We start from the raw sequence: 21,606 nt of genomic DNA, 5'->3' as shown, positions 1-21,606 counted from the left end.
TCCTCACTGGGGATAGGGGACCCAGTCCCCCTGCCCCAGCTTGATGTGGTACTGGTTCTGGTACTCGATCACGATCGAGCCCTGGTTTTCCGACACCGCGGGCGTCTGCGGCAGGTCGCCCAGCAGGGCGTCCCAGTCGATGCGCTCGCTGCCGAAGAGGTCGCCGCTCACCAGCCGGGAGACCAGCTCGGAGACCGCCAGGAAACTGCTGGGGGTGTCGATGATGCGCGTCGCCTCATGGGGCGCCCTGGTGCCGAGCAGGGCTACCCCCACCGGCACCTGGGTGATGCTCGGGCTGGGAATGTCCCTCAGCCCCGGCATCTGCATCTTGTCCCCGGTGAGTGCGGCACCGTGCTCAGGCACCACCACCACGGCCACCTTGCGGCCGGATTGCTCGAGCGTCGTCATGAAGTCGTCCAGCTGATCCAGCAGGGTCTTGAGCCTGGCCTTGTAGGGGGCTATCTGGCGGCTGGCCGCGTAGCGGTTGCCATCGTGCAGGGCGATGAGGTTGAAGAAGGTCAGGTTGCGCGCCGCCTGGCTCTGTGTCCGCTCGTTCAGCCAGCGCCCGAACAGGGCGTCCCCGCGATAGATGGGCTCCCCATCGAAGGAGGCGAGGTCGTGGGCCAGCCCCTGCTTGTCCATGGGAGGGACGTCCAGCCCGGCATACTGCTGCAGCCCCGTCAGGTAGTTGCCGAACGCCCCCGAGTGATCCATGGCGACCTGCTTGGCAAAGCCGAGCCGGGCCAGGTTCTCGAACAGCAGGCACTGGCTGGGGGCCGTCACATAGAGGCCCTGGTGGCTGGTCTGCCCGCAACTGGCCCGCAACAGGCGAATGGTGCCCGGGCCGCTGTAGGAGGTGGCGGAGTTGAAGCGGTTGAAACGGATGTCGAAATGGCGCCAGACCGGGTGCCCGGTCAGGCCGCTCGCCTCCACGTCGCGCCAGGCCAGGGAGCAGATGTTGATGATGAGCACATCGAAGGGCGCCGCCTGTGCGGGCAGGGCGTCCGGGAAGCGCACCAGGCGATCCTGCTCCTCCCGATAGAAATCATCGAGATAGGCGTTGAGGTTCTCGTTGGTCGGTGGGGCGCTCTGATCCAGCTGCTCTTCCATCGACACCTCGCCCCGGTCGGGCACGGGCCGGGAAGCCGATGTCCCGCCCGATGCCACCGCCGTCCGGGAGGCAAAGGGATCGCCTATCAGGGGCGAGAGCCACAGCCAGAGCAGGGCCAGCAGGATCCAGGGGGTGAAGCGCAGCCACTGGGCGATAAAGAGGTAGAGGGTCAGCATCACGAAGCCGGCGCCGACCATCTCCCAGTTGATGAAGCGCCCGAGCAGCTCCAGCCAGTAGTCCAGGGTGAAGGAGAAGACCTGGCTGCCCTGATCGAGAATGCTCTCCATCCCCGGCAGCCAGGTGTCGTGGTAGAAGATCCCCACCCCCATGGGCAGCGCCAGCCAGTGCCTGACACGGCGCCACCCCGCCCGGGACAGGGGAAAGATCAGGAAGGCGGCGAACACCAGGTTGATCAGGGGATGGAAGTTGAGATAGCCCCCCCAGAGCAGGGCAAACTTGGCGAGAAAATAGATATTCCAGCCGCCCAGGCCGTGCCAGTCCAGCCAGGGAGAAGCGGAGTCAGAGACGTGTTGGGTCATCGGCGATGGGTCACCTGTTATCTTGGGCCCCCGCCTGGGAACCCGGGCACACTGCAACGGTTGAATGATAGTCGGCCTATTATGCAACGAATGATTCGCCTCGAGTGGCACCGGATCAAGGACAGACAACCGGGTGATGCGCACGTTTTAGTGCCATACGTGCCCAATGTTACCCAAGCGACCCCATAAAAGGCACCCCGCACCGCCAAAATGGGGGGGATGACCGGCCGCGCTGGCGCGCACCATGGGGCTCGAAGGGGAACCCGCTACGACAGAGGCTGTCACCCTTGTCGCCATCTCGAACAGCTTGAGGCCACCTCCGGATTGCGCCATGATAACGGCCCCGGCCCCAGGCCGGTCGAATTGGACAGTCAACCTCAAGGACCCCCCATGTTTGAACACGTCGATGCCTATGCTGGCGACCCCATACTGACGCTAGTCGAGACCTTCCACAAAGATGCCCGCGAGCAGAAGGTGAACCTGGGGATCGGCCTCTATTACGACGAGCAGGGACGCATCCCGCTGCTGGCCTCGGTACAGCAGGCCGAAGCCGCCCGTGCCGCCGCCCCGGCCCCGCGCCCCTACCAGCCGATGGAAGGGGCCGCCAACTACCGCACCGCGGTGCAGCACCTGTTGTTTGGCGCCGACCATGAGGCGGTCAAGGCCGGTCGCATCGCCACCATCCAGACCATAGGGGGCTCAGGCGCCTTGAAGATCGGCGCAGATCTGCTCAAGCGCTACTTCCCGACCTCCGAGGTCTGGGTCAGCAACCCCACTTGGGACAACCACAAGGCGATGTTCGAGGGGGCCGGCATCAAGGTGCACGACTATCCCTACTACGACGCGGCCACCGGCGGCGTGCAGTTTGACGCCATGATCGACTGCCTGAGCCAACTGCCGGCCAAGAGCATAGTGCTGCTGCACCCCTGCTGTCACAACCCGACCGGGGTGGATCTCTCCCGCGCCCAGTGGGACAGGGTCATCACGCTGGTGGTCGAGAAGAACCTCATCCCCTTTATGGATATCGCCTATCAGGGCTTCGGCGACGGCCTGGAGGAGGATGCCTACGCCATCCGCGCCATGGTCGATGCGGGGGTCAGCTTCTTCGTCAGCAACTCCTTCTCCAAGAACCTCTCCTTCTACGGCGAGCGCTGCGGCGGCCTGTCGGTCATCTGCCAGGATGCCGAAGAGGCGGGCCGGGTGCTGGGCCAGATGAAGGCCACCGTGCGCCGCAACTACTCCAGCCCCCCCACCCACGGCGGCCAGATCACCGCGGCGGTGATGAGCCAGCCCGAACTGCACGCCCTCTGGGTCGGCGAGGTGACCGAGATGCGCACCCGCATCAAGGCCATGCGCCAGAAGCTCTACGAGGTGCTCTGCGCCAAGGTGCCGGGCCGCGACTTCGGCTACTTCATCAACCAGCGCGGCATGTTCAGCTACACCGGCTTCACGCCGGAGCAGGTGGACCGCCTGCGCGAGGAGTTCGCCGTCTACCTGGTGCGCTCAGGCCGCATGTGCGTGGCGGGCCTCAACAGCCGCAACGTGGACTACGTGGCCGACGCCATGGCCGCCGTGCTCAAGGGGTGATCCCCGCAAGCCCCGCTCAGGCGGGGCTTTTTGTTTCTCCCTTGCCATCCTGTCCGGAGGTGCCATGGATCTGATCTCCCTCTCCCGTCTCGGCGGCCGCCACCTGGTCACCCTGCACCTGCTGCTGGACAGCCGGAGCGTCACTCGCAGCGCCGAGCGCCTCTGCACCACACCCTCCACCGTCAGCAAGACCCTCAACCAGCTCAGGGAGCTGCTCGGGGATCAGTTGCTCTACCGCCAGGGCAACCAACTCCTGCCCACCCCCTTTGCCGAGCGGATCGGGCCCGGCCTGCGCCGCCTGCTGGGAGAGCTGAACGGCCTCACCGGCCAGGAGGGGTTTGCACCGGCCAGCTGGCAGGGGGAGCTGACCCTCGCCATGCGCGAAAGCAGCATGATCTGGCCCATGGGGCCCGTGCTGGGGAAATTGATGCAGGAGGTGCCCGGGCTGGTGCCCGTCATCAGAAACAAGGAGGAGCAGGGACTGGCGGCCTTGGCGGCGGGCAAGCTGGACTTCGTGATCCTGCCCCACGACCAGAGCCAGCCCGGCCCAGGCCAACCCGGTCTGGTGTGGGAGACCCTGAGGGAGGACAGGCTGGTCTGCCTGCTGCGGGACGATCACCCGGCGCTGGCCGGGCACTGGGATCTCGACGCCTACCTGAGCTGGCGCCACATCGCCATCCGCGACAACGAGCTGGCCGACCCCTTCTTCGAGCAGAGCCTGGCCCAGTTGCAGGTGCGCCGGCAGATCGCCGCCACCCTGCCGGATTTTGGCAGCGCCGCGGCCCTGCTGCGCCAGAGCGATCTCATCCTCACCGCCATCGAGGGCTGGGCCGATCAGGCCGCGCCCCAGGGGCTGGCGAGCCGCCCCGTCCCCTTCGATTACGGCGCCGTCACCCACAGCCTGGTGTGGTATGGCCCCCTGGGGGGCGATCCCGCCCTGCGCTGGTTCCGCCAGCGGATCCTGCAGCTGGCCCGGGAGATGGACGCCCCCCGATGAGGCCCGACAGCCTGGGGATCAGGGTTTCTTGGTGTAGATGGGGCTGGGGAAGGAGGCGACATTGCTGCCCAGATCCGTGATGCGGGCGGCCCCCTGCTTGCGCACCTGGTCGACCCGCAGCACGTGGTGCATGGGGATCATGGTGCGATTGACGTCGGCGAATTCACTCTTCAACTTCTCGTGGCTGGGGTCGACGATGAGCGCCGTGTGGTTGTCCCACACGAAGTGGGCGATCTCGATGAAGCCGAACAGCTGACCCTGGCTCACTTCCCTGACATAGACTTCGTAACGCTCGTTGTGACAAATAAACTGCACTCGGTATAAGGCGTTGGCTTCACTCATGGGTATCTGTTGATGGTGGACGGTTTTCCCATTCTAGCCGCCACTGACGGCGTGCCATATAGACAGAGTTCACAGTTGCGTCATATCGGGTCTCAGGGCAGCGACGCGCCGGCCGGCTCAGATCGCTGGCAGCATCACGGGGCCAAACCCCTTGGCCTTCAAGGCGGTGGCCAGGGCCACCAGCTCATCCTCCCTGGCCTGCGGCCAGGCCAGCGCCGCCCCGCGCACCCCGTGATGGCGAAAGCCGTTGAGGCGGATGGGCACGGGGCCCAGCGACGCCAGGAAGGCCGCCAGCCCCTCCGCCAGCTCGCCCGCCCCGTCGAGAAAGTCGCTCTGCCCCGGCACATGGAGCAGGCGCAACTCGGCTAGCCTGCCCCGGGCGGCCAGCAGCCGCAGCGACGCCAGCACCCGATCCCGATCACGCCCAGTCAGGGTACGGTGCACCGGCGCTTGCCACCCCTTGAGATCGATCATGGCGCCGTCCAGCACCGGCAGCAGCCGCTGCCAGCCGGTCTCGGCGAGGGAACCGTTGCTGTCGAGCAGACAGCTGAGGTGGGCCAGATCCGGCGCCTCCTTGATGGCCGTGAACAGGGAGATCACGAATGGCAGCTGGGTGGTCGCCTCCCCGCCGGACACAGTGATGCCGCTGAGCAGCGGACCGTAGCGGCGCAGCAGGGCCAGCACCTCGGCCACCGACATCTCGTGGGTCTTGGGGCTGGCGCTGCGGGGGCAGATCTCCAGGCAGCGATCGCACTGGGTACAGCGCGCCTCCTGCCAGTGCACCCTCCCATCCTTCAGACTCAGGGCCCCGCCCGGGCAGCCGGGCACGCAGTCGCCGCAGTGATCGCACCCCCCTATGGTGTGCGGGTTGTGGCAGCCGGGGCAGCGGAAGTTGCAGCCCTGCAGGAACAACACCAGCCGGTTGCCGGGCCCGTCCACGCAGGAGAAGGGCAGCCAGCGGCTGACCGTCCCTCTTACGCCCTCCTCATCGCACGCCATGGTCATCCAGGAGCGCCTCGACGGCCACCACCCTGGGCTGCCGACGGCGGATGCCGGTCAGCTCGCTCGCCTCGACCCCGAGGCAGGTGGTCTGCAGTCGCGAGCCTTCGGTCGCGAAGCGGGCCAGATCGCGCTTGCGGATCATGTAGCCGGTCACCCGCACCAGATCGCTGTCCGCCACGTTGGCGCTGAACTCGCGCATGCCGAGGGCGAAGGCCCCCTTGCACAGTTGCAGCAGCGCCTGGGGATTCTGGCGAATGGTGGGATCCAGGGTCAGGATCTCGCTGATCCCGGAGGGATAGAAGCCGTGATGGGGGGCCAGGGCCAGCAGGTGGCTGGCGGGATCCGGCTCTTCACCATAGGGGATGCGCACCCCTGGGGTGACCCCCTGATCCAGGCTGAGTCCCCCCTGGGCGTGCAGCAGGGCGCGCCCGCCCCAGGCGTGGGACTGGGACCGGCTGGTCACCAGCTCGGCGAGCCGGGCCGAGATGCGATGGCCGAGCCGGTTCGCCCCCTCGTCGTGGCCATAGCGCCCCGGCAGCCCCGCCTTCTCCATCAGCAGATTCACCGCCTCCGCCATGCCAAAGATGCCGAACATGGGCACGAAGCGCCCCTCCTCGATCAACCCCTCCTGCACCAGGAAGCTGTCGAAGAAGCCCGACTCCCGGTGCAGGAAGGCGGCCCGCGCCTCGATCAGCAGGGACGCCTGCTCGCAGTGGTGAGGCAGCATTCTCTCCATGAAATCCTCGACCCCTGCACTCTGCTCGGCCACCGCCCTGAGGGAGAGTCGCACCAGGGTGTTGGCGCCGCCCCCGAGCGGCAGGGCGTTGTAGCAGCTGACGATGCCAAAGCCACGCCTGTCGAAGGTGTCGCGGTGCAGCGGGTAGTTGACGATGTGGGGCTTGCTGCACAGGGCTATGTTCTCGACCCCCTGCAGCAGCAGACTGTCCGGGGTCTGCGCCGGGTCGTGGAACAGGCTGAGGTTCGGCGCCGCCTGCTGGAGCTCGCCGTCGATGCGCAGGATCAGGCGGCAGAGGCGGTTGTCATCTGGGCCGATGTTGACGTGCATGAAGGCGTCCGGCAGCACCCGGTCCAGGTAGATCCAGAAGGCCTTCAGCTTGCGATGCAGGGTCTCGTCATCCAGCGCGCCGACGAAGGGCAGCAGCAGTTGATCGAGCCGGCCCAGCCAGACCGGCATGCCGGTGACGGAGGGCACGTGGTGGTAGAGGATGCGCAGGGCGTCGAGGGCCTCATCGAAATCCCTTGGCGGCGCCAGCTCCAGCCAGGCCGAGCCCTGGCGCAGGAACTTTTCATAGTCCGGCAGCACATAGCGCGGCTTGTGGGGGGCGTGCCCCTCGAACATGTCGCACAGCCCCCCTCGCGCCATGGCCTCCTGGACGGTGGCGGGCAGCTCGGGATAGGGCAGCGCATTCTCGGCGGCCAGCGCCAGGGCGTGGCGCTTCTGGGCCGGCGAGAGCAGGGGGTCGCGCACGATGCGCTGGCAGGTGTCGGTGAAAGACATGGCTCGCTCCTCACGGGGGAATGCCAGAATCCTCACACTCTGGAGGCCTTTTTTGAAGTGACATTCACAACATGGCGGATATCCGAGAACGACATCCGCCATGCCGGATCACGGGCCTAGCCCAGCCAGGGCAGGAGCCCGGTCACGCCCCCCAGCCAGCGCAGCAGGAAGAAGCCCCCCATGCCGACGACCACCACCACCAGGGTCGGCAGCCGCAGCAGGGTCAGCGCGGTCACCAGCAGGGTGGCGGCCAGGTAGTCCGGATCCCAGTCCAGCCCGTGTCCCGGCTCGTAGCTGAAGACGATGGGCAGCCAGATGGCGGTCAGCACCGACTGGGCCGAGAAGCTGAGGAAGGCTCCCATCTCGGCGCCGGGCTGATAACGGGTAAGCCGGGAGAAGAAGGCGAAGCGGTTGAAGAAGGTGATCAGGGCCAGCAGGCCTATCATCAGCCAGCCCATGTCACCTCCTCATCCGGTGCAGCACATAGCCCACCACCATGCCGGCCAGGGCCGAGACGATGATGTGGATCTCCGCCAGCAGCGGCTTGGTGAGCAGCGCCGTGCCGCCGCTCACCAGGGTGGCCGCCACCATGGGCAGGTTCTTCATGGCGGGTATGGTCATGGCGATGAAGGTGGCGGCGATGGCGAAGTCCAGCCCCATACTGTCCAGCCCGTCGATGTACTGGCCGGCGGCGATGCCGAGCAGGGTCGCCAGGTTCCAGAACAGGTAGAAGACGAAGCCCGCGATGAGCGCGTAGGCGGGATTGAAGGTGCCGCTGCGCTCTCTGTCCTTGAGTGCCACCGCGAACATCTCGTCGGTCAGGAAGAAGGCGAGGCTGGCTCGCCAGCGCAGGGAGAGCGGCAGCACGTCGCGGCGAAAGGTGAAGCCATAGAGCAGGTGCTGGGAGGTGATCACCACGGTGGATCCCATGATGGGCAGCAGGGGAGTGCCCGCCCCGAACAAGGTGGTGGCCGAGAGCTGGGCGGCGCCCGCATAGACCAGCAGCGACATCAGCTGGGCCTGCAGCGGGCTCAGCCCCGCCTGCAGCGCCAGGGCGCCGCACAGGATCCCCCAGGGGATCACCGAGATGGAGAGCGGGAGTATGTCCAGGGTGGCGCGCCACCAGAGCCCCCCCGTGCGCTCGGGCGCGGGGAGGCGGGTTCCTGACGTCATGGGCTCATCCTTGTCACTGCCAATGGGAGCCGGAAAAACTAGCACGGGGCGGGATTGGCTGTCACGCCATGGTCTGCAGCAAAATGAAACGCCCGCATGGCTGCGGGCGTCGGAGGGCGGGATCAGGGCTCGATGATGATGGGGGTACCGGGCTCGATGGCGTTCCAGATCTCGTCCATCTCGTGGTTGAGCACCGCGATGCAGCCATTGGTCCAGTTGGACGGCTGCACCCTGCGATCCCCCAGGCTGTTGCGCTGGCCGTGGATCATGATCATGCCGCCCGGGTTCACCCCCAGCTCGTTGGCACGCTTGATGTCGTCCAGGTTCGGGTAGTTGATGTGGATCGCCTTGTAGAAGCCGGAGTTGCTCTTCTTGTAGTCCAGGGTGTAGCGGCCTTCCGGCGTGCGCTGATCCCCTTCCCGCTGCTTGTGCCCCATGGGTGCCGGGCCCAGGGCGACCCAGTAGCGTTTGACTTCCTTGCCATCCTTCATCAGGGTCAGGCTATAACTCGACTTCTTGACCACCACCATATCGGCGGACAGGGTGGCAAAACTCAATGCGGGCCACAGCCCCAGCAAACACAGCAATACGGCTCTCAATTTCCATCCCTCTGCGAGCCTTCAGGGCTCTCTTGTTAGCAAATCATCCGAATGTCGCCACTCTCTGGTGGCGAGCGAGCGCCATGATATGGGATCGCCATGAATTCTCAATATATCGGGAGAAACATATCTGTGACCAGCCTGGCGAGAGCCCCGTTCGCCACGCCGGCCCCAATGACGAAGCCCCGCCAGTGGCGGGGCTTCGTCTCGTCATGACTGCCCGGCGGGCGCCTCCTGGCGCCGGATCCAGGCCTCGAAGTCCGCCAGCATGCGTGCCTCGGACTCGCGGTTGTCGGCGATGAGCTCGGCTCCGTGCACCACCCGGATATGGGCGTTGAGCGGGGCCCCCTCCCCCGCCGACGGACGCTGGCGGGCCGCCGCCATGCAGGCTTCTGCCTGCTGCCACGCCTCGGCCACGGTCTGGTTGCACACCGTCGCCAGCGGGATGGCGCTGAAGCCTTCGCCGGTCAGGCTCCTGAGTGTCTCGTCGTGGGTCATGCCGTTGCCCGGCCCCCAGTAATGGGCGGCCAGATCCGGCCCGATGCGCGGGTTGTCGGTGAGGTAGCCGTCGCGCTTAAGGAAGTAGGCGCGGGTCTGCTCCACCGCCATCAGCGCCAGCAGGTAGCCGTGATAGGCGCAGGCCGATTCCTGGTTCAGGAGGTGCGGGATGGCCAGCAGCGGGCGCGGGCTCTCCACCCCCAGGATCTGGCGCTCCCAGCGACGGGCCAGCGTCAGCACGGCGTCGGGAGTGCGCTCGCTCTCTGCCATGGCGTAGAGATCCCGCTCGAAGTAGGCCACCAGCGCGATCTGGCGCTCATTGAAGGCACGAAACGGCTGGCGCGCCTCGATCATCGCCTGGATGAGGTCGTCTGGGATGGGCTCACCCGCCGCATTCCTGGCGTAGCGCTTGAGCCAGTCCGCGTCGTCCAGCAGGCTGTCGCAGAACATGGACTGGGTCTCGGCATAGGCCATGGAGGTGGGCGGAAACTCCTGGGAGAAGCAGGGGGCGTTGCCGGTGACGTTGGCAAAGTGCGCCGCATGGCCCCCCTCGTGGAACAGGGTGTTGAGCCCGCTCCAGCCGCTGCCCACCTGGGCCGGGTTGGCCAGGCTGGTGAAGTTGACCACGGCGGGGACCCACTCCCCCTCCTGCCAGAAGCTCGGCACCGGGCCGTGGCAGAAGCCGTTCTCGTATTTCCCCTCCCGGGTCAGCAGATCCAGGGTCAGGGTGGCGCCGCGGTACTGGATACCGAGGCGGCGGAAGCTCTCGACCCAATCCTGCAGTGCCCGGGAGAAGGGCACATAGGGGTCGAGCCGGCGGGTCACGTCGCCGCTCACGCTGTAGCGCAGGTTGTGGGGCAGCAGGGCCTCTTCCCCCTTGGCGGCCTTCAGCTCGGCCAGGCTCTGGTGCAGCCGCTCCTCGGTGCGGGCGATGAAGTCGTCCAGCACCGCAAACAGCTGCGCCGGGCTCATCTGCTCGTTCTTGTGCACCTTGTAGTCGAAATAGTCCCGATAGCCCATGGCCCGGGCGAAGCGGTTGCGCAGGGCCACCACCTCGAGAAAGCCGTTGCCGACCACCCACTGCTCCAGGGTGTGGAACATGGCGAGCGCACTCTGGCGCACCGCCTCGTCGCTACTGGCGGCCAGCGCCGTGCTGGCGGCGGGCAGACTGCCGGGCACCTGGCGACCCTGCTCGTCCAGCAGCGTCAGCCTCAACCCCTTGCGACGGGCGAAGAGCTCCGCCTCGGCGGCCACCAGCTCGTCCATCAGGGCGGCAGCCTGAGGATCCTCGATGACGTTGCACTCGAAGAAGGCGATCCAGCCCCCCAGACCGCGCCTGAGCTCGGCCTCCTCGGCCTGGGCCAGCATTTCACGCAGTACCGGCAGGCGCGCCGGATCGGCGCAGAACGCCTTGTAGGCCTGCTCTGCGGCGGTAAAGCCGGCCTGATCGTCGCTGGTGCCCATGTAGGTGGACCAGAACAGATCCTCCTTGCGCCTGTGCACCTGCAGGTAGTCGGCGTTGAGCCGGTTGAGATAATTCCTGGCAATGGAACTCATAACTTCCCTCTTGTTATGGGGCAGCCACGGGGGCGCCCACTCCTTTTTGGTGAGATGCCGACTCATTCACACTTCTTGCAAATAGAGCGGACAAATTGTGCGACGGGATGCGCGTCATCACGCTACCAAAAGCGGGGGTTGCTGTCTGCTGGCTATACTGGTTGCCGGCACGCCCAATTGGCAACCAGCCATCACAACCCTTTGAAAGTTAAATGGATGTTAACAATAAAAACGATCAGGTCCGGCCGGCAGACCGGTCATAACCAGACCCGCATGGGAAAGTAAGGAAAAGACTATGTTCAAGCTCGGTGATATCGCCGTGAGTCGCAAGCTGATGCTGCTGCTCTCACTGGCACTGATCGGCTTCCTCGCACTGCTGTTCATCTCGGCCAGTGCCCTGCATCGCAATCTGATGAGCGAGCGGGAAGCCAGGCTGCAGGCGGTGCTGGATCTGGCCATGAGCCGGATCCAGACCCTGGCCGCCACCCTCCCCCCGGAGCAGGCGCAGGCGCAGGCCAAGGCCATGCTCGACAGCATGCGCTTTGACGGGGACAACTACCTGTTCGTGCTGGACGAGAACCGCCACGTGGTGGTGCATCCCGCCAAGCCGGAGCTGGTCGGCCAGCAGATGGGCGGGACGCCCGCCGAATCCCATTGGCAGCGCATGGTGGATCTCGGCAAGGGTGGCCGCAGCGGGCGCCTGGAGTACCAGTGGCTCTCCCCCTCCGGCGAGGCGGCCCAGAAGATGTCGCTGGTGGCCGGTTACCAGCCCTGGGGCTGGATCCTGGGCTCCGGCGTGCTGCTGCAGGACATCCAGGCCACCATCTGGTCCCAGTACCGGCTGATGGGCGGGGCCACCTTGCTGGTGATCCTGCTGATGGGGCTGCTGGGCCTGGCCATCAGCCGCTCCATCGTCACCCCGCTCACCGAGATCAACCGGGCCATGGCCCGGGTGGCCGCCGGGGATCTGGTGGTGAGCATCCCGGTGCACGGCAAGGATGAACTGGGGGCCGTCGCCAGCGCGACCAACCAGGGGCTGGATGCCATTCGTCACGCCCTGCTGGAGGCGAGCCAGGGCGCCCGCAACGTGGCGGATGCCGCCCTGCGCATCGCCGCCTCCGCCGAGCAGACCAACCAGGCGGTCAACAGCCAGCGGGATCAGCTGGCCCAGCTCGCCACCGCCATGAACGAGATGAGCACCACCATCTCCGACGTGGCAGGCCACGCCGAGAACACGGCACGGGACACCCAGGACGCCACCAGCGAGGCCGGGCTCGGCAACCAGGATGTCCATGCCAGCGTGCACGGCATCCAGGCGCTGGCCACCGAGGTGGAGCAGGCCACCCTGCAGGTCAACCAGCTCAAGGAGGGGGTGATGCAGATCGGCGAGGTGACGGCGGTCATCAGCGCCATCTCGGAGCAGACCAACCTGCTGGCCCTCAACGCCGCCATCGAGGCGGCCCGGGCCGGCGAACAGGGACGCGGCTTCGCCGTGGTGGCCGACGAGGTACGCCAGCTGGCGAGTCGGACCCGTCACTCCACCGAGGAGATCCAGAGCACCATCACCCAGTTGCAGCAAAGGGCGGTTACCGCCGCCAGCGCCATGGACGCCAGCCGGAAACTGGCGGAGAGCAGTGTCAACCAGTCCGAGAAGGCGGGTCAGGATCTCTCCCTCATCGTCAACCACATCCAGCACGTCAGCGACATGGCGACCCAGATCGCCACGGCGGCGGAGCAGCAGAGCATGGTGGCGGAGGACATGAACCGCAACGTCAGCGGCATCAACGACTCGGCGCTCGAGATGTCCCAGGCCGCCTCCCAGCTGGCCCGGGAAAGCGAACTGCTGGCCGGACTCTCCCGCAGTCTGGACGAGCGCCTGGCCCTGTTCAGACTGGGCAGCACAGCCCCGGATCTGGCGCCACGACCGATTCAGGGCTCCTCGTCCACACACAGGGTCACCCCTCAGCCACGCCACTGACGTGGCACCTCGTCGTCCCCTGTCAGCCTGGCTGACAGGGGACAGACCCTCATCAACCCCCTGAGAGCCCGCTACGGGCTGTCTCCCCCAAGCCCCGAAGAACAGCCCCCGGGAAGACGGCATCCCGGATTGCGGTGCTCCGATGAGACAGACCTGTCAATTTTTACACTTAATTTTTTAACAAAATATAGTCATGATGAGGGGTCGCCATTGGCGGCACATGACCCTTTTTGTAGTCATTTGGCAAACTGGTTGAAAGGCCAGGACGCAAAGCCTCCGGTCTAAAGACATGACGTCCAGGATAGCGGGGTTGCCACACTCAGGTGTGTCACGGGGTATTCCCCCTGCCAACTTGACTGCCCACATCACCGAACAGAGGAATGTATGGCAGCAACTATCAAACTCAATCACCTCGCGGCGGCGCTGGCGCTGCTGGCCAGTGGCGGCGTGCTCGCCCACGGCTACATCAGCCAGCCGGAGTCGCGCAACTATCTGTGCAAGACGGGTGGCAACAGCCAGTGCGGCGCCATCCAGTGGGAGCCACAGAGCCTGGAGGCGCCGTCAGGCTTCCCCAATGGCGGCCCCGCCGACGGCCAGATCGCCTCGGCCGGCCACTCGCAATTTGGTGAGCTCAACGCCCAGACCAGCGACCGCTGGACCAAGCGCCAGGTGCAGGCCGGTCCCTTCACCATCGGCTGGACCTTCACCGCCAACCACGTCACCCGCAACTGGCGCTACTACCTCACCAAGCAGGAGTGGAACCCGAATCAGCCGCTGACCCGGGACTCCTTCGATCTCAATCCATTCTGCGTCATCGACGGGGGCATGGTGCAGCCGCCCAAGCAGGTCACCCATCAATGCACCCTGCCGGCGCGCACCGGCTACCAGGTCATCCTCGGTGTCTGGGAGGTGGGCGATACCGCCAACAGCTTCTACAACCTCATCGACGCCCAGTTCGATGGCGGTACCCAGCCGCCGCTGACCTGGAGCCAGGGCGGGACCATCTACCCCTCCACCGATCTGGCGGTCGGCGACAAGGCCAGGACCCGGGTATTCGACGCCAACGGCGAGCGCACCGATCTGCAGACAGTGCTGACCATAGGCTCCGCCGAGCAGGGTCAGAAGAACAACTGGGCCCACGATCTGGCCGCCAGGATCAACGCCGAGCAGAGCCAGATCCGCGCCGGTCAGCAGGGCAGCGATGGCCAGTTCAACCCGGTCTACGGCCAGAACCCCGTCTATCTGAAGGCGGGCAGCAACCTGCAGCGGGTCGAGGTCCAGCTCGAGCAGCAGCAACCCCCGGTGAGCGACAGCATCAGCGTGAGCGGCCTGGAGAGCGAATACCTGCTCGACAACGGCAAGGTCACCCTGAATTTCACCGTCACGGCCGAGGGGGATCTCGCGGTCACCAACACCCTGTATGACCACGGCGGCGCCGCCAAGGGCCAGACCAGCGCCGACATCAAGGACAGCAGCCAGAGCTTCACCATGGAGGTCGGCGGCCTGAGCGCGGGTCATCACCAGCTGGTGATAGAGGGCAAGCCGAAGGCGGGCGGCGCCCCCCTGCAGCAGACCCTGGATCTGATGTTCAAGGATCCGGCCAGCGGTGGCGACTACCAGTACCGCTTCCCGGAAGGCTTGTCCTCCTATCAGGCTGGCACCAAGGTGCTGCAGCCCAAGGACGGCAGGATCTATCAGTGCAAGCCCTACCCCTACAGCGGCTGGTGCACCATCTGGACCAGTACCGCGACCCAGTATGAGCCCGGCGTCGGCACCAACTGGCAGGATGCCTGGACCCTGGTGAACTGATCCCCCGCAAGCAGAAGAGGCCCGAGCGGCCTCTTTTTTGTGCCTGTCATCCTGGCTGCCGCGGCCTCGTGCCGCCGTGGTCCTCTCGGAAACATCCCATGACGAAAGACTACTATGACCCCCTGAGCCGCCTGCTGCACTGGCTGATGGCCGCCGTCATCCTGTACGCCACCCTGGCCGGCTACCTGATGCACCTGGTGATCGACAGCCACCCAAGGCTGTTTCAATTTCTGTCTGAGCTGAACATGTCGATGGCGACCCTGATCACCCCGCTCTTCCTGCTGCGCTGGGGCTGGCGGCACTGGCGGCCCCCCCTGCCCGAGGAGCGGACCCGGCACCACCCCGCCGCCCGGCTGGCTCACGCCCTGCTCTACAGCCTGATGTGTGTGGTGCTGCTGAGCGGCTTCCTGATGCTGGAGCAGGGCTACTCCCTGTTCTGGCTCTACCCGGTCGCCAACCCCATCGATGACCCCGACGTCAACGCCTTCTTCTTCGGCGTCCATCGCGTCGGCTGCCTGGCGCTGGCGGCGCTGGTCCTGCTGCACGTGGCGGCCGCCCTCTACCACCACAGGATCAAGGGGGATCGCACCCTGTATCGCATGCTGGGCCCCCAGAGCGGCCGCTAGCCTGTCTCTGGAACCGGGAAGAGGCGGACAAGCAAACAGGGAGCCAATGGCTCCCTGTTTTTTCGGACGCGGCAAAGCGCTCAGATCTGGTAGTCGACCAGCGGCTCGTTGCTCATGGCCCTGGCCTGGATCTCCGCCAGCGCCAGCTCGGGGTTGCAGAGCTGGATGAACTGCCAGGTGAAGTTGTGCTGGAACTGCCCCTGCTTGAGGCCGATCCAGGCGGTGTGCGGCGCGAACAGTCGGCTGCCGTCCAGCTGCACCAACCCCTTGTCCCGCTGGGGGTCGAACGCCATGTCCGCCAGTATGCCCACCCCCATCTCCAGCTCGACATAGGTCTTGATGACGTCGGAGTCCTGGGCGGTCAGCAGGATCTGCGGCACTATGCCCGCCTCGGCAAAGGCCTCGTCCACCCGTGCCCGACCGGTGAGGCCGGCCTGGTAGGTGACGATGGGCCAGTGGGCCAGGGCCGCCAGGGTCAGATCCCGCTCGGCGGTGAGGGGATGCTGCTCCGGCACCACTATGTTGTGGTGCCAGCGATAGTAGGGGAAGGCCACCACCCCTTCGCTCTTGTCGAGCTGCTCGCTGCTGATGCCGATGTCCACCTCGCCGGTCTGCACCAGCCGCACTATCTCCTCCGGGCTGCCCTGGCGCAGCTCCAGCTGTACCAGGGGGAACTGCTCGCGAAACGCCTTCACCACCCGTGGCAGGGCGTAACGCGCCTGGGTGTGGGTGGTCGCGATGAGCAGCCGGCCCGAGTCGCGGTTGGCGAAGGTACTCGCCAGTTTGCGGATGTTGTCGGCATCCCCCAGGATGCGCTCGGCGATCACCAGCAGCTCCTTGCCCGGCTCCGTCATGCCGAGCAGCCGCTTGCCGTAGCGGATGAAGAGCGCCAGCCCCAGCTCCTCCTCCAGCTCGCGGATATGGCGGCTGACACCGGACTGGGAGGTAAACAGGGCATTGGCCACCTCGGTCAGGTTGTAATCCCGCCGTGCCGCCTCCCGAATGATACGCAACTGCTGAAAGTTCACCTCATCGCCTCCTGCGCTGAGTGGCGGTGGCTCGGGCCACCGTCCTCTTGTTATGGATTGCCGGGATCATTGCCCGGTTGCAAGCCTGAAAGGGGGGCCGCGCCGTGCGGCGCGCCCTCAAATCTGGTAGTCGGGGTAGAGCTGTGCCTGCCTGGCCACCAGACGTACCCCCTGGCCGGGGGCGAAGGCCCGGGCGGCCTCCTTGCTCAGCTCGGCCTCGTAGTGGGCGCCTCCCGTCTCCCCGTCACCACGCAGCTCCACCCGGATGCGCGGCCCCATGGGCAGCAGCCGGGTGATGGTGGCGCGAATGCCCCCCGGGGCGTCCGCCGGCAGTATCTCCAGCTCGTGGGGGCGCACATAGGCGATGGCCGCGCTCCCCTCCGCCAGGTGGGAGGGGATAGGGCCCCCCAGCTGCTGCTCGCCGATGCCGAGCCCCTGCCCGGCCACCCGGCCGCGGAACAGGTTCACGCTGCCGAGGAAGCTGTGCACGAAGGCGCTGGCGGGCTGGTCATAGACCTCGGCCGGGGTGCCTATCTGCTCCACCTTGCCGGCGTTCATCAGCACCACCCGATCCGCCACCTCCAGCGCCTCCTCCTGATCGTGGGTCACGAACAGGCTGGTGACGTGCAGCTCGTCATGCAGTTCGCGCAGCCAACGGCGCAGCTCCTTGCGCACCTGGGCGTCGAGGGCGCCGAAGGGCTCGTCCAGCAGCAGCACCTTGGGCTGCACCGCCAGGGCGCGGGCCAGGGCGACCCGCTGACGCTGGCCGCCGGAGAGCTGGGTAGGATAGCGTCCGGCCACGTGGCTGAGCTGCACCAGATCCAGCAGCTCCTTGACCCGTGCGCGGATGGCCTCCTCGTTCGGTCGGTCGGCGCGCGGCTTGACCCTCAGGCCGAACGCCACGTTCTCGAACACCGTCATGTGGCGGAACAGGGCGTAGTGCTGGAACACGAAGCCGACGTTGCGATCGCGCACGTGGAGATCCGATGCATCCTCTCCGCGGATGATGACGCTGCCGCTGTCGGCCTGCTCCAGCCCGGCGATGATCCGCAGCAAGGTGGTCTTGCCGCAGCCGGAGGGGCCCAGCAGGGCCACCAGTTCACCGTCGTGAAAGTCGAGGTTGATATCGGCCAGGGCCGCGTACTGATTGAAATGCTTGTTGAGTCCTTGCACCTGAATGCTCATGGATGCCTCTCTTGATAACCGTTAATTCGAGATCAATGGGACTGGGTCGGCTGACTGCGCAGCCTGGCCAGCAGGGTTTCACCCAGCAGGGTGAAGATCCCGAACAGCGCCAGCAGGCTGGCCACCGCGAAGGCGGCGCCGGTCTGGTACTCGTTGTAGAGGATCTCGATGTGCAGTGGCAGCGTGTTGGTCTGGCCGCGAATATGGCCGGAGACCACCGAGACGGCGCCGAACTCCCCCACCGCCCGGGCGGTACAGAGCAGCAGGCCATACATCAGGCTCCAGCGGATGCCGGGCAGGGTGACGCGCCAGAACATCTGCAACCCGCTCGCCCCCAGCATGATGGCGGCCTCCTCTTCCTCCGGGCCGCGCGCCTCCATCTGGGGCAGCAGCTCGCGCACCACGAAGGGCACGGTGATGAAGGTGGTCGCGAGGATGATCCCCGGGGTGGCGAAGATGATCTTGATGTCGTGCTCGCCGAGCCACTCGCCGAACCAGCCGCGGCTGCCGAACATCAGCACGAACATCAGGCCGGCGATGACGGGGGACACCGAGAACGGCAGATCGATGATGGTGATGAGCAGTTGCCGCCCCGGGAACCGGAAGCGGGCGATGGCCCAGGCCGCCGCCACACCGAACAGCAGGTTCAGGGGCACGGCGCAGAGCGTCACCAGGGCCGTCAGCCCGAGGGCGCTCAGGGCATCCGGCTCGCTGATGGCGTGCCAGAAGAAGGCCAGCCCAGGTCGCAGGGCCTGGATGAAGACGGTGGCCAGCGGCAGCAACAGCAGGGCGGCAAACCAGCCCAGACCGACCGTGATCAGCAGCCATTTGACCCAGGCCGGCTCACGGATGACCGGGGGCTGGCGCACCTGGGTCACAGTGACGGCACCTGGGGCCAGATCGAGACTTGCACTGGATGCGCTCATATACGGCTCCCTCCGATGTGGGCCCAGCTCCAGGCCTGCAACTTGTTGATGATCAACAGCAAGACAAACGAGATCAGCAGCATGACGGAGGCGATGGCGGAAGCCCCCGCGTAGTCATACTCCTCCAGGTGGCTCATGATCATCAGCGGCGCTATCTCGGAGACCATGGGCAAATTGCCAGCGATAAAGATGACGGAGCCGTACTCCCCCACCGCCCGGGCAAAGGCCAAGGCGAAACCGGTCAGCAATGCCGGCACCAGGGTCGGCCACAGCACCCGGGCGAAGGTCTGCCAGCGATTGGCTCCCAGGCTGGCGGCGGCCTCCTCCTGCTCGGTTTCCGCCTCCCGCAGCACGGGCTGCAGGGTGCGCACCACGAAGGGCAGCCCGATAAAGGTCAGGGCTATCACCACCCCGATGGGGTTGTAGGCCAGCTCGATGCCGAGCGGGGCGACCCACTGGCCGATCCAGCCGTTGGGGGCGAAGATGGCGCACAGGGCGATGCCGGAGACGGCGGTGGGCATGGCGAAGGGCAGGTCGATCAGCGCATCCACCAGGCGGCGGCCGGGGAAGGTGTAGCGCACCAGCACCCAGGCCAGGATCAGGCCGAACAGGCTGTTGAGCAGCGCCGCGATGAAGGCGGCCCCGAAGCTCAGACGGAAGGAAGCGAGCACCCGGGGGGAGCCGATCACCTGCCAGAACTCGGCGGCGGTCAGGTGGTTCACGGTGAACAGCACCAGCGCCGAGAGCGGCAGCAGCACCAGTATGCCCAGATAGAGCAGACTGAAGCCCAGCGTGGGCCCCAGACCCGGCAGGACGGAATAAGAACTTAATCGCATAACACATCCGTTTGTTATAAATAACTTTAGATATGGCGATTTTGCTCACTGGGGCCAGGGACAACAAACATCAATAACGCCTTTGCTAAGCACTTTTTTATCTAACCACGGTGGGACAAGGCTTTTAGAGCGATAAATATAAAAAAAGGTCTTTTATATAAATAAAAGACCTAACAAAAACGGATCGGTGAAACCGGAACTGCAAAGAGCGTCACTATGGGATCAGGGTGGCGAGCCTGTCTGACATCTTGCGGGAACTCTCCTTGTCATATCGATGGAATATCAACGGAAGCTGAGGGCCGCCCGCCTATCCCACTCGGTCGACGCGGGCTCCACCACCATCTCGGCCCGGCGATGAAGGGTGCTCAGCAGGTTGAGCCCCTGGCTCCACTCCCCATGACCGGATTGGGCATTGATGTGGCCCACCTCGCCGGCATCGAACAGCGGCACCTGCCACTGACGACTCCAATACTCGGCTCGCTCGAAGCTCATCCAGGGATCATTGCGGCTGGCGATCAGCTGGGCAGAGACCTTGATGGATCCCGCCAGCGCCTCGTCCGGAATGCCGAAACGAGCCGGATCGGCAGGCGCCACGATGAGGATGGAGGAGACCTTGTCCGGTTGCAGCCGGGCGGCGGCGATCGCCGTCAGGGCACCGAAGGAGTGGGCCACCAGGTGTACCCGGCTGCGCCGGCTCCTGAGCTTGCTCGCCAGCTTGGCGCTCCAGACCGTTAAATCCGGCTTGTCCCAGGGCAGACCCACCATCCGCTGCCACTGGGGAAACTGCTGGTGCCAGCGGCTCTGCCAGTGATCCGGCCCACTGTTGTGCAGACCGGGAACCAGAAGGATCTTGTTCATCTTGGTGTTCCTCGCTGTTGTCACAGGGGCCGGCCAGCCTTAGCCGCCCGGTTGGTAAATCTGGTCGAACAGACCGCCCTGGGCGAAGTGCTTCTTCTGCGCCTTGTCCCAGTCACCTTCCAGATCCTTGACGGTGAACAGGTTCAGGGTGGGGAACTGGGCAGACGTCTCCTTCAGGATCGCCGGGTTGCTCGGGCGATAGTGATACTTGGCGATGATCCGCTGCCCCTCGTCGGAGTAGAGGTAGTCGAGGTAAGCCTTGGCGACGGCTTCGGTGCCGTGCTTCTTGGCCACCTTGTCCACCACCGCGACCGGCGGCTCCGCCAGGATGGAGACAGACGGCACTACCAGTTCGAATTTGTCGCTGGTCCCCGGCTGATTGAGTACCAGCAAGGCTTCGTTTTCCCAGGCCAGCAGCACGTCCCCGAGCCCGCGCTCAATGAAGCTGGTGGTGGCGCCACGGGCACCGGAATCCAGCACCTTCACGTTCTTGTAGAGATCGCCGACGAACTGCCTGGCCCCCTCTTCACTGCCGCTCTTCTTCAGGGCATAGCCCCAGGCCGCCAGATAGTTCCAGCGCGCGCCACCGGAGGTCTTGGGGTTCGGGGTGATGATGGCGACATCCTTGCGTACCAGGTCGTCCCAATCCTTGATCTGCTTGGGGTTGCCCTTGCGCACCAGGAAGACGATGGTGGAGGTATAGGGAGAGGCATTGTTGGCAAGCCGTCCTTCCCAGTCGCTGGCAGTGAGACCCGCCTTGGCCACAGCATCGACGTCATAGGCCAGCGCCAGGGAGACTACGTCAGCCTCCAGCCCGTCCACCACGGCACGTGCCTGCTTGCCTGAACCACCGTGAGACTGGCTCACCACCACATCATCGCCGGTCTTGGCCTTCCACTCCTTGGCGAAGGCGCCGTTGTACTCCTGGAACAGCTCGCGAGTCGGGTCATAGGAGACGTTCAGCAGGCGCACTTCGGCAGCATTGGCCTGGCCAAGCGCCAGCAGGGAAAGAAGGGTCAAAGCGGTCATTCGCAGTTTCATGGTGATACTCCATATCGTTGGGTTGAGTACAGCATGCCCGCTTATTCATATTCCATGAAGAAAGAAAAAGCGCTTTGCTTATCTCTTTACTGTATATCAGACCTTTTCCGAGTGCGGACGCCTGTTCCCGGCCTCTTTCCACCACCGAGATAGTCCACAGATACCGCCACACCGGGCATGAAAAAGCCCGGTCGAGAGACCGGGCCAGTGAATACGGTGCGCCAAAGGGGCATCCAAGATCCGCCCGTTCTGGCGGTTTGTCAGTGGCGGTGAGCGAGAGGCAGGGCACGAGGCTCAGGAGGTTGTGGGCAGAGACGGGCTTGACAAGGAGTGGGCGAGGCGAAGCCCTGTTTGCTGTCCCTTGATTCCCGATTCCCATGCACAAATGCCGGATA

Annotated in this window: 19 protein-coding genes and 1 riboswitch; of the genes, 5 read left to right on the top strand and 14 right to left on the bottom strand. The window is 65.5% G+C overall.

Translation table 11 applies throughout. The features are described 5' to 3' along the window. Positions 1-3: 3 nt before the first annotated feature. A complete protein-coding gene (bcsG, locus tag BN1132_RS15285; protein ID WP_042078623.1) occupies positions 4-1,650 on the bottom strand; it encodes a cellulose biosynthesis protein BcsG in 1,647 nt (548 codons plus the stop codon). A gap of 390 nt (positions 1,651-2,040) precedes the next feature. Between bcsG and BN1132_RS15280 the strand changes: the two genes are divergently transcribed. Together BN1132_RS15280 and BN1132_RS15275 are read left to right on the top strand one after the other, a co-directional pair. Next, the gene (locus tag BN1132_RS15280) at positions 2,041-3,237 is read left to right on the top strand and encodes an amino acid aminotransferase (RefSeq protein WP_042078622.1); all 1,197 of its coding nucleotides are present in this window, start codon (positions 2,041-2,043) and stop codon (positions 3,235-3,237) included. A 64-nt stretch (positions 3,238-3,301) separates the two neighbouring features. Continuing rightward, entirely contained in the window at positions 3,302-4,234 is a 933-nt protein-coding gene (locus BN1132_RS15275) for a LysR family transcriptional regulator (RefSeq protein ID WP_042078621.1), read from the top strand. Between the two features lie 18 nt (positions 4,235-4,252). On the opposite strand, the gene BN1132_RS15270 is transcribed toward BN1132_RS15275, so the two are convergent. The 7 genes from BN1132_RS15270 to BN1132_RS15240 form a co-directional block, all read right to left on the bottom strand. Beyond that, positions 4,253-4,576, bottom strand: coding sequence for a DUF1820 family protein (locus BN1132_RS15270; protein ID WP_042078620.1), 324 nt, complete (start codon positions 4,574-4,576; stop codon positions 4,253-4,255). A gap of 117 nt (positions 4,577-4,693) precedes the next feature. Continuing rightward, on the bottom strand, positions 4,694-5,575 hold the full coding sequence (locus BN1132_RS15265; protein WP_042078619.1) for a YjjW family glycine radical enzyme activase: 882 nt from the start codon (positions 5,573-5,575) through the stop codon (positions 4,694-4,696). Next, entirely contained in the window at positions 5,562-7,097 is a 1,536-nt protein-coding gene (locus BN1132_RS15260; RefSeq protein WP_042078618.1) for a YjjI family glycine radical enzyme, read from the bottom strand. The genes BN1132_RS15265 and BN1132_RS15260 overlap by 14 nt, the downstream gene beginning before the upstream one ends. Positions 7,098-7,213: 116 nt before the next feature. Further along, positions 7,214-7,555, bottom strand: a complete 342-nt coding sequence (locus BN1132_RS15255) for an AzlD domain-containing protein (RefSeq protein WP_042078617.1) — start codon at positions 7,553-7,555, stop codon at positions 7,214-7,216. A gap of 1 nt (position 7,556) precedes the next feature. Next, positions 7,557-8,270: an AzlC family ABC transporter permease gene (locus BN1132_RS15250; protein WP_042078616.1), complete on the bottom strand. Its 714-nt coding sequence runs from the start codon at positions 8,268-8,270 to the stop codon at positions 7,557-7,559. Between the two features lie 122 nt (positions 8,271-8,392). Next, positions 8,393-8,869 carry a L,D-transpeptidase family protein gene (locus BN1132_RS15245; RefSeq protein WP_081843603.1) on the bottom strand — a complete coding sequence of 159 codons (477 nt, stop codon included), beginning with the start codon at positions 8,867-8,869 and terminating at the stop codon, positions 8,393-8,395. 210 nt (positions 8,870-9,079) lie between these two features. Continuing rightward, entirely contained in the window at positions 9,080-10,924 is a 1,845-nt protein-coding gene (locus BN1132_RS15240; RefSeq protein WP_042078615.1) for a M3 family metallopeptidase, read from the bottom strand. Positions 10,925-11,219: 295 nt separating this feature from the next. On the opposite strand from BN1132_RS15240, the gene BN1132_RS15235 reads away from it, so the two are divergent. From BN1132_RS15235 to BN1132_RS15225, 3 genes are all read left to right on the top strand, one after another. Beyond that, positions 11,220-12,902: a methyl-accepting chemotaxis protein gene (locus BN1132_RS15235; protein WP_042078614.1), complete on the top strand. Its 1,683-nt coding sequence runs from the start codon at positions 11,220-11,222 to the stop codon at positions 12,900-12,902. 232 nt (positions 12,903-13,134) lie between these two features. Then, positions 13,135-13,220, top strand: a riboswitch (cyclic di-GMP riboswitch). Positions 13,221-13,286: 66 nt separating this feature from the next. Further along, positions 13,287-14,711: an N-acetylglucosamine-binding protein GbpA gene (gene gbpA, locus BN1132_RS15230; protein ID WP_042078612.1), complete on the top strand. Its 1,425-nt coding sequence runs from the start codon at positions 13,287-13,289 to the stop codon at positions 14,709-14,711. 98 nt (positions 14,712-14,809) lie between these two features. Continuing rightward, positions 14,810-15,337, top strand: coding sequence for a cytochrome b (locus BN1132_RS15225; RefSeq protein ID WP_042078611.1), 528 nt, complete (start codon positions 14,810-14,812; stop codon positions 15,335-15,337). An 80-nt stretch (positions 15,338-15,417) separates the two neighbouring features. Here BN1132_RS15225 and cbl read toward each other — a convergent pair whose 3' ends face one another. From cbl to BN1132_RS15195, 6 genes are all read right to left on the bottom strand, one after another. After that, positions 15,418-16,365 (bottom strand): HTH-type transcriptional regulator Cbl, encoded by a 948-nt coding sequence (cbl, locus tag BN1132_RS15220; protein WP_042078610.1) that lies wholly within the window; start codon positions 16,363-16,365, stop codon positions 15,418-15,420. Positions 16,366-16,482: 117 nt separating this feature from the next. Beyond that, positions 16,483-17,550 (bottom strand): sulfate/molybdate ABC transporter ATP-binding protein, encoded by a 1,068-nt coding sequence (locus tag BN1132_RS15215; protein WP_042078608.1) that lies wholly within the window; start codon positions 17,548-17,550, stop codon positions 16,483-16,485. Between the two features lie 32 nt (positions 17,551-17,582). Continuing rightward, positions 17,583-18,476 carry a sulfate ABC transporter permease subunit CysW gene (gene cysW, locus BN1132_RS15210; protein ID WP_042078607.1) on the bottom strand — a complete coding sequence of 298 codons (894 nt, stop codon included), beginning with the start codon at positions 18,474-18,476 and terminating at the stop codon, positions 17,583-17,585. Further along, the gene (gene cysT / locus BN1132_RS15205; protein WP_042078605.1) at positions 18,473-19,312 is read right to left on the bottom strand and encodes a sulfate ABC transporter permease subunit CysT; all 840 of its coding nucleotides are present in this window, start codon (positions 19,310-19,312) and stop codon (positions 18,473-18,475) included. Before cysT ends, cysW begins: the two co-directional genes overlap by 4 nt. A 282-nt stretch (positions 19,313-19,594) precedes the next feature. Next, entirely contained in the window at positions 19,595-20,170 is a 576-nt protein-coding gene (locus BN1132_RS15200) for an RBBP9/YdeN family alpha/beta hydrolase (RefSeq protein WP_042078604.1), read from the bottom strand. 39 nt (positions 20,171-20,209) lie between these two features. Then, a complete protein-coding gene (locus BN1132_RS15195; protein ID WP_042078603.1) occupies positions 20,210-21,211 on the bottom strand; it encodes a sulfate ABC transporter substrate-binding protein in 1,002 nt (333 codons plus the stop codon). Positions 21,212-21,606 lie beyond the last annotated feature (395 nt).

It is taken from the genome of Aeromonas sanarellii (assembly GCF_000820085.1).
In the GTDB taxonomy this organism is placed as follows: Bacteria; Pseudomonadota; Gammaproteobacteria; order Enterobacterales; family Aeromonadaceae; genus Aeromonas; species Aeromonas sanarellii.
Note: the sequence above shows the minus strand (reverse complement) of the source record. Positions and strands in the feature narration are given on the sequence as shown.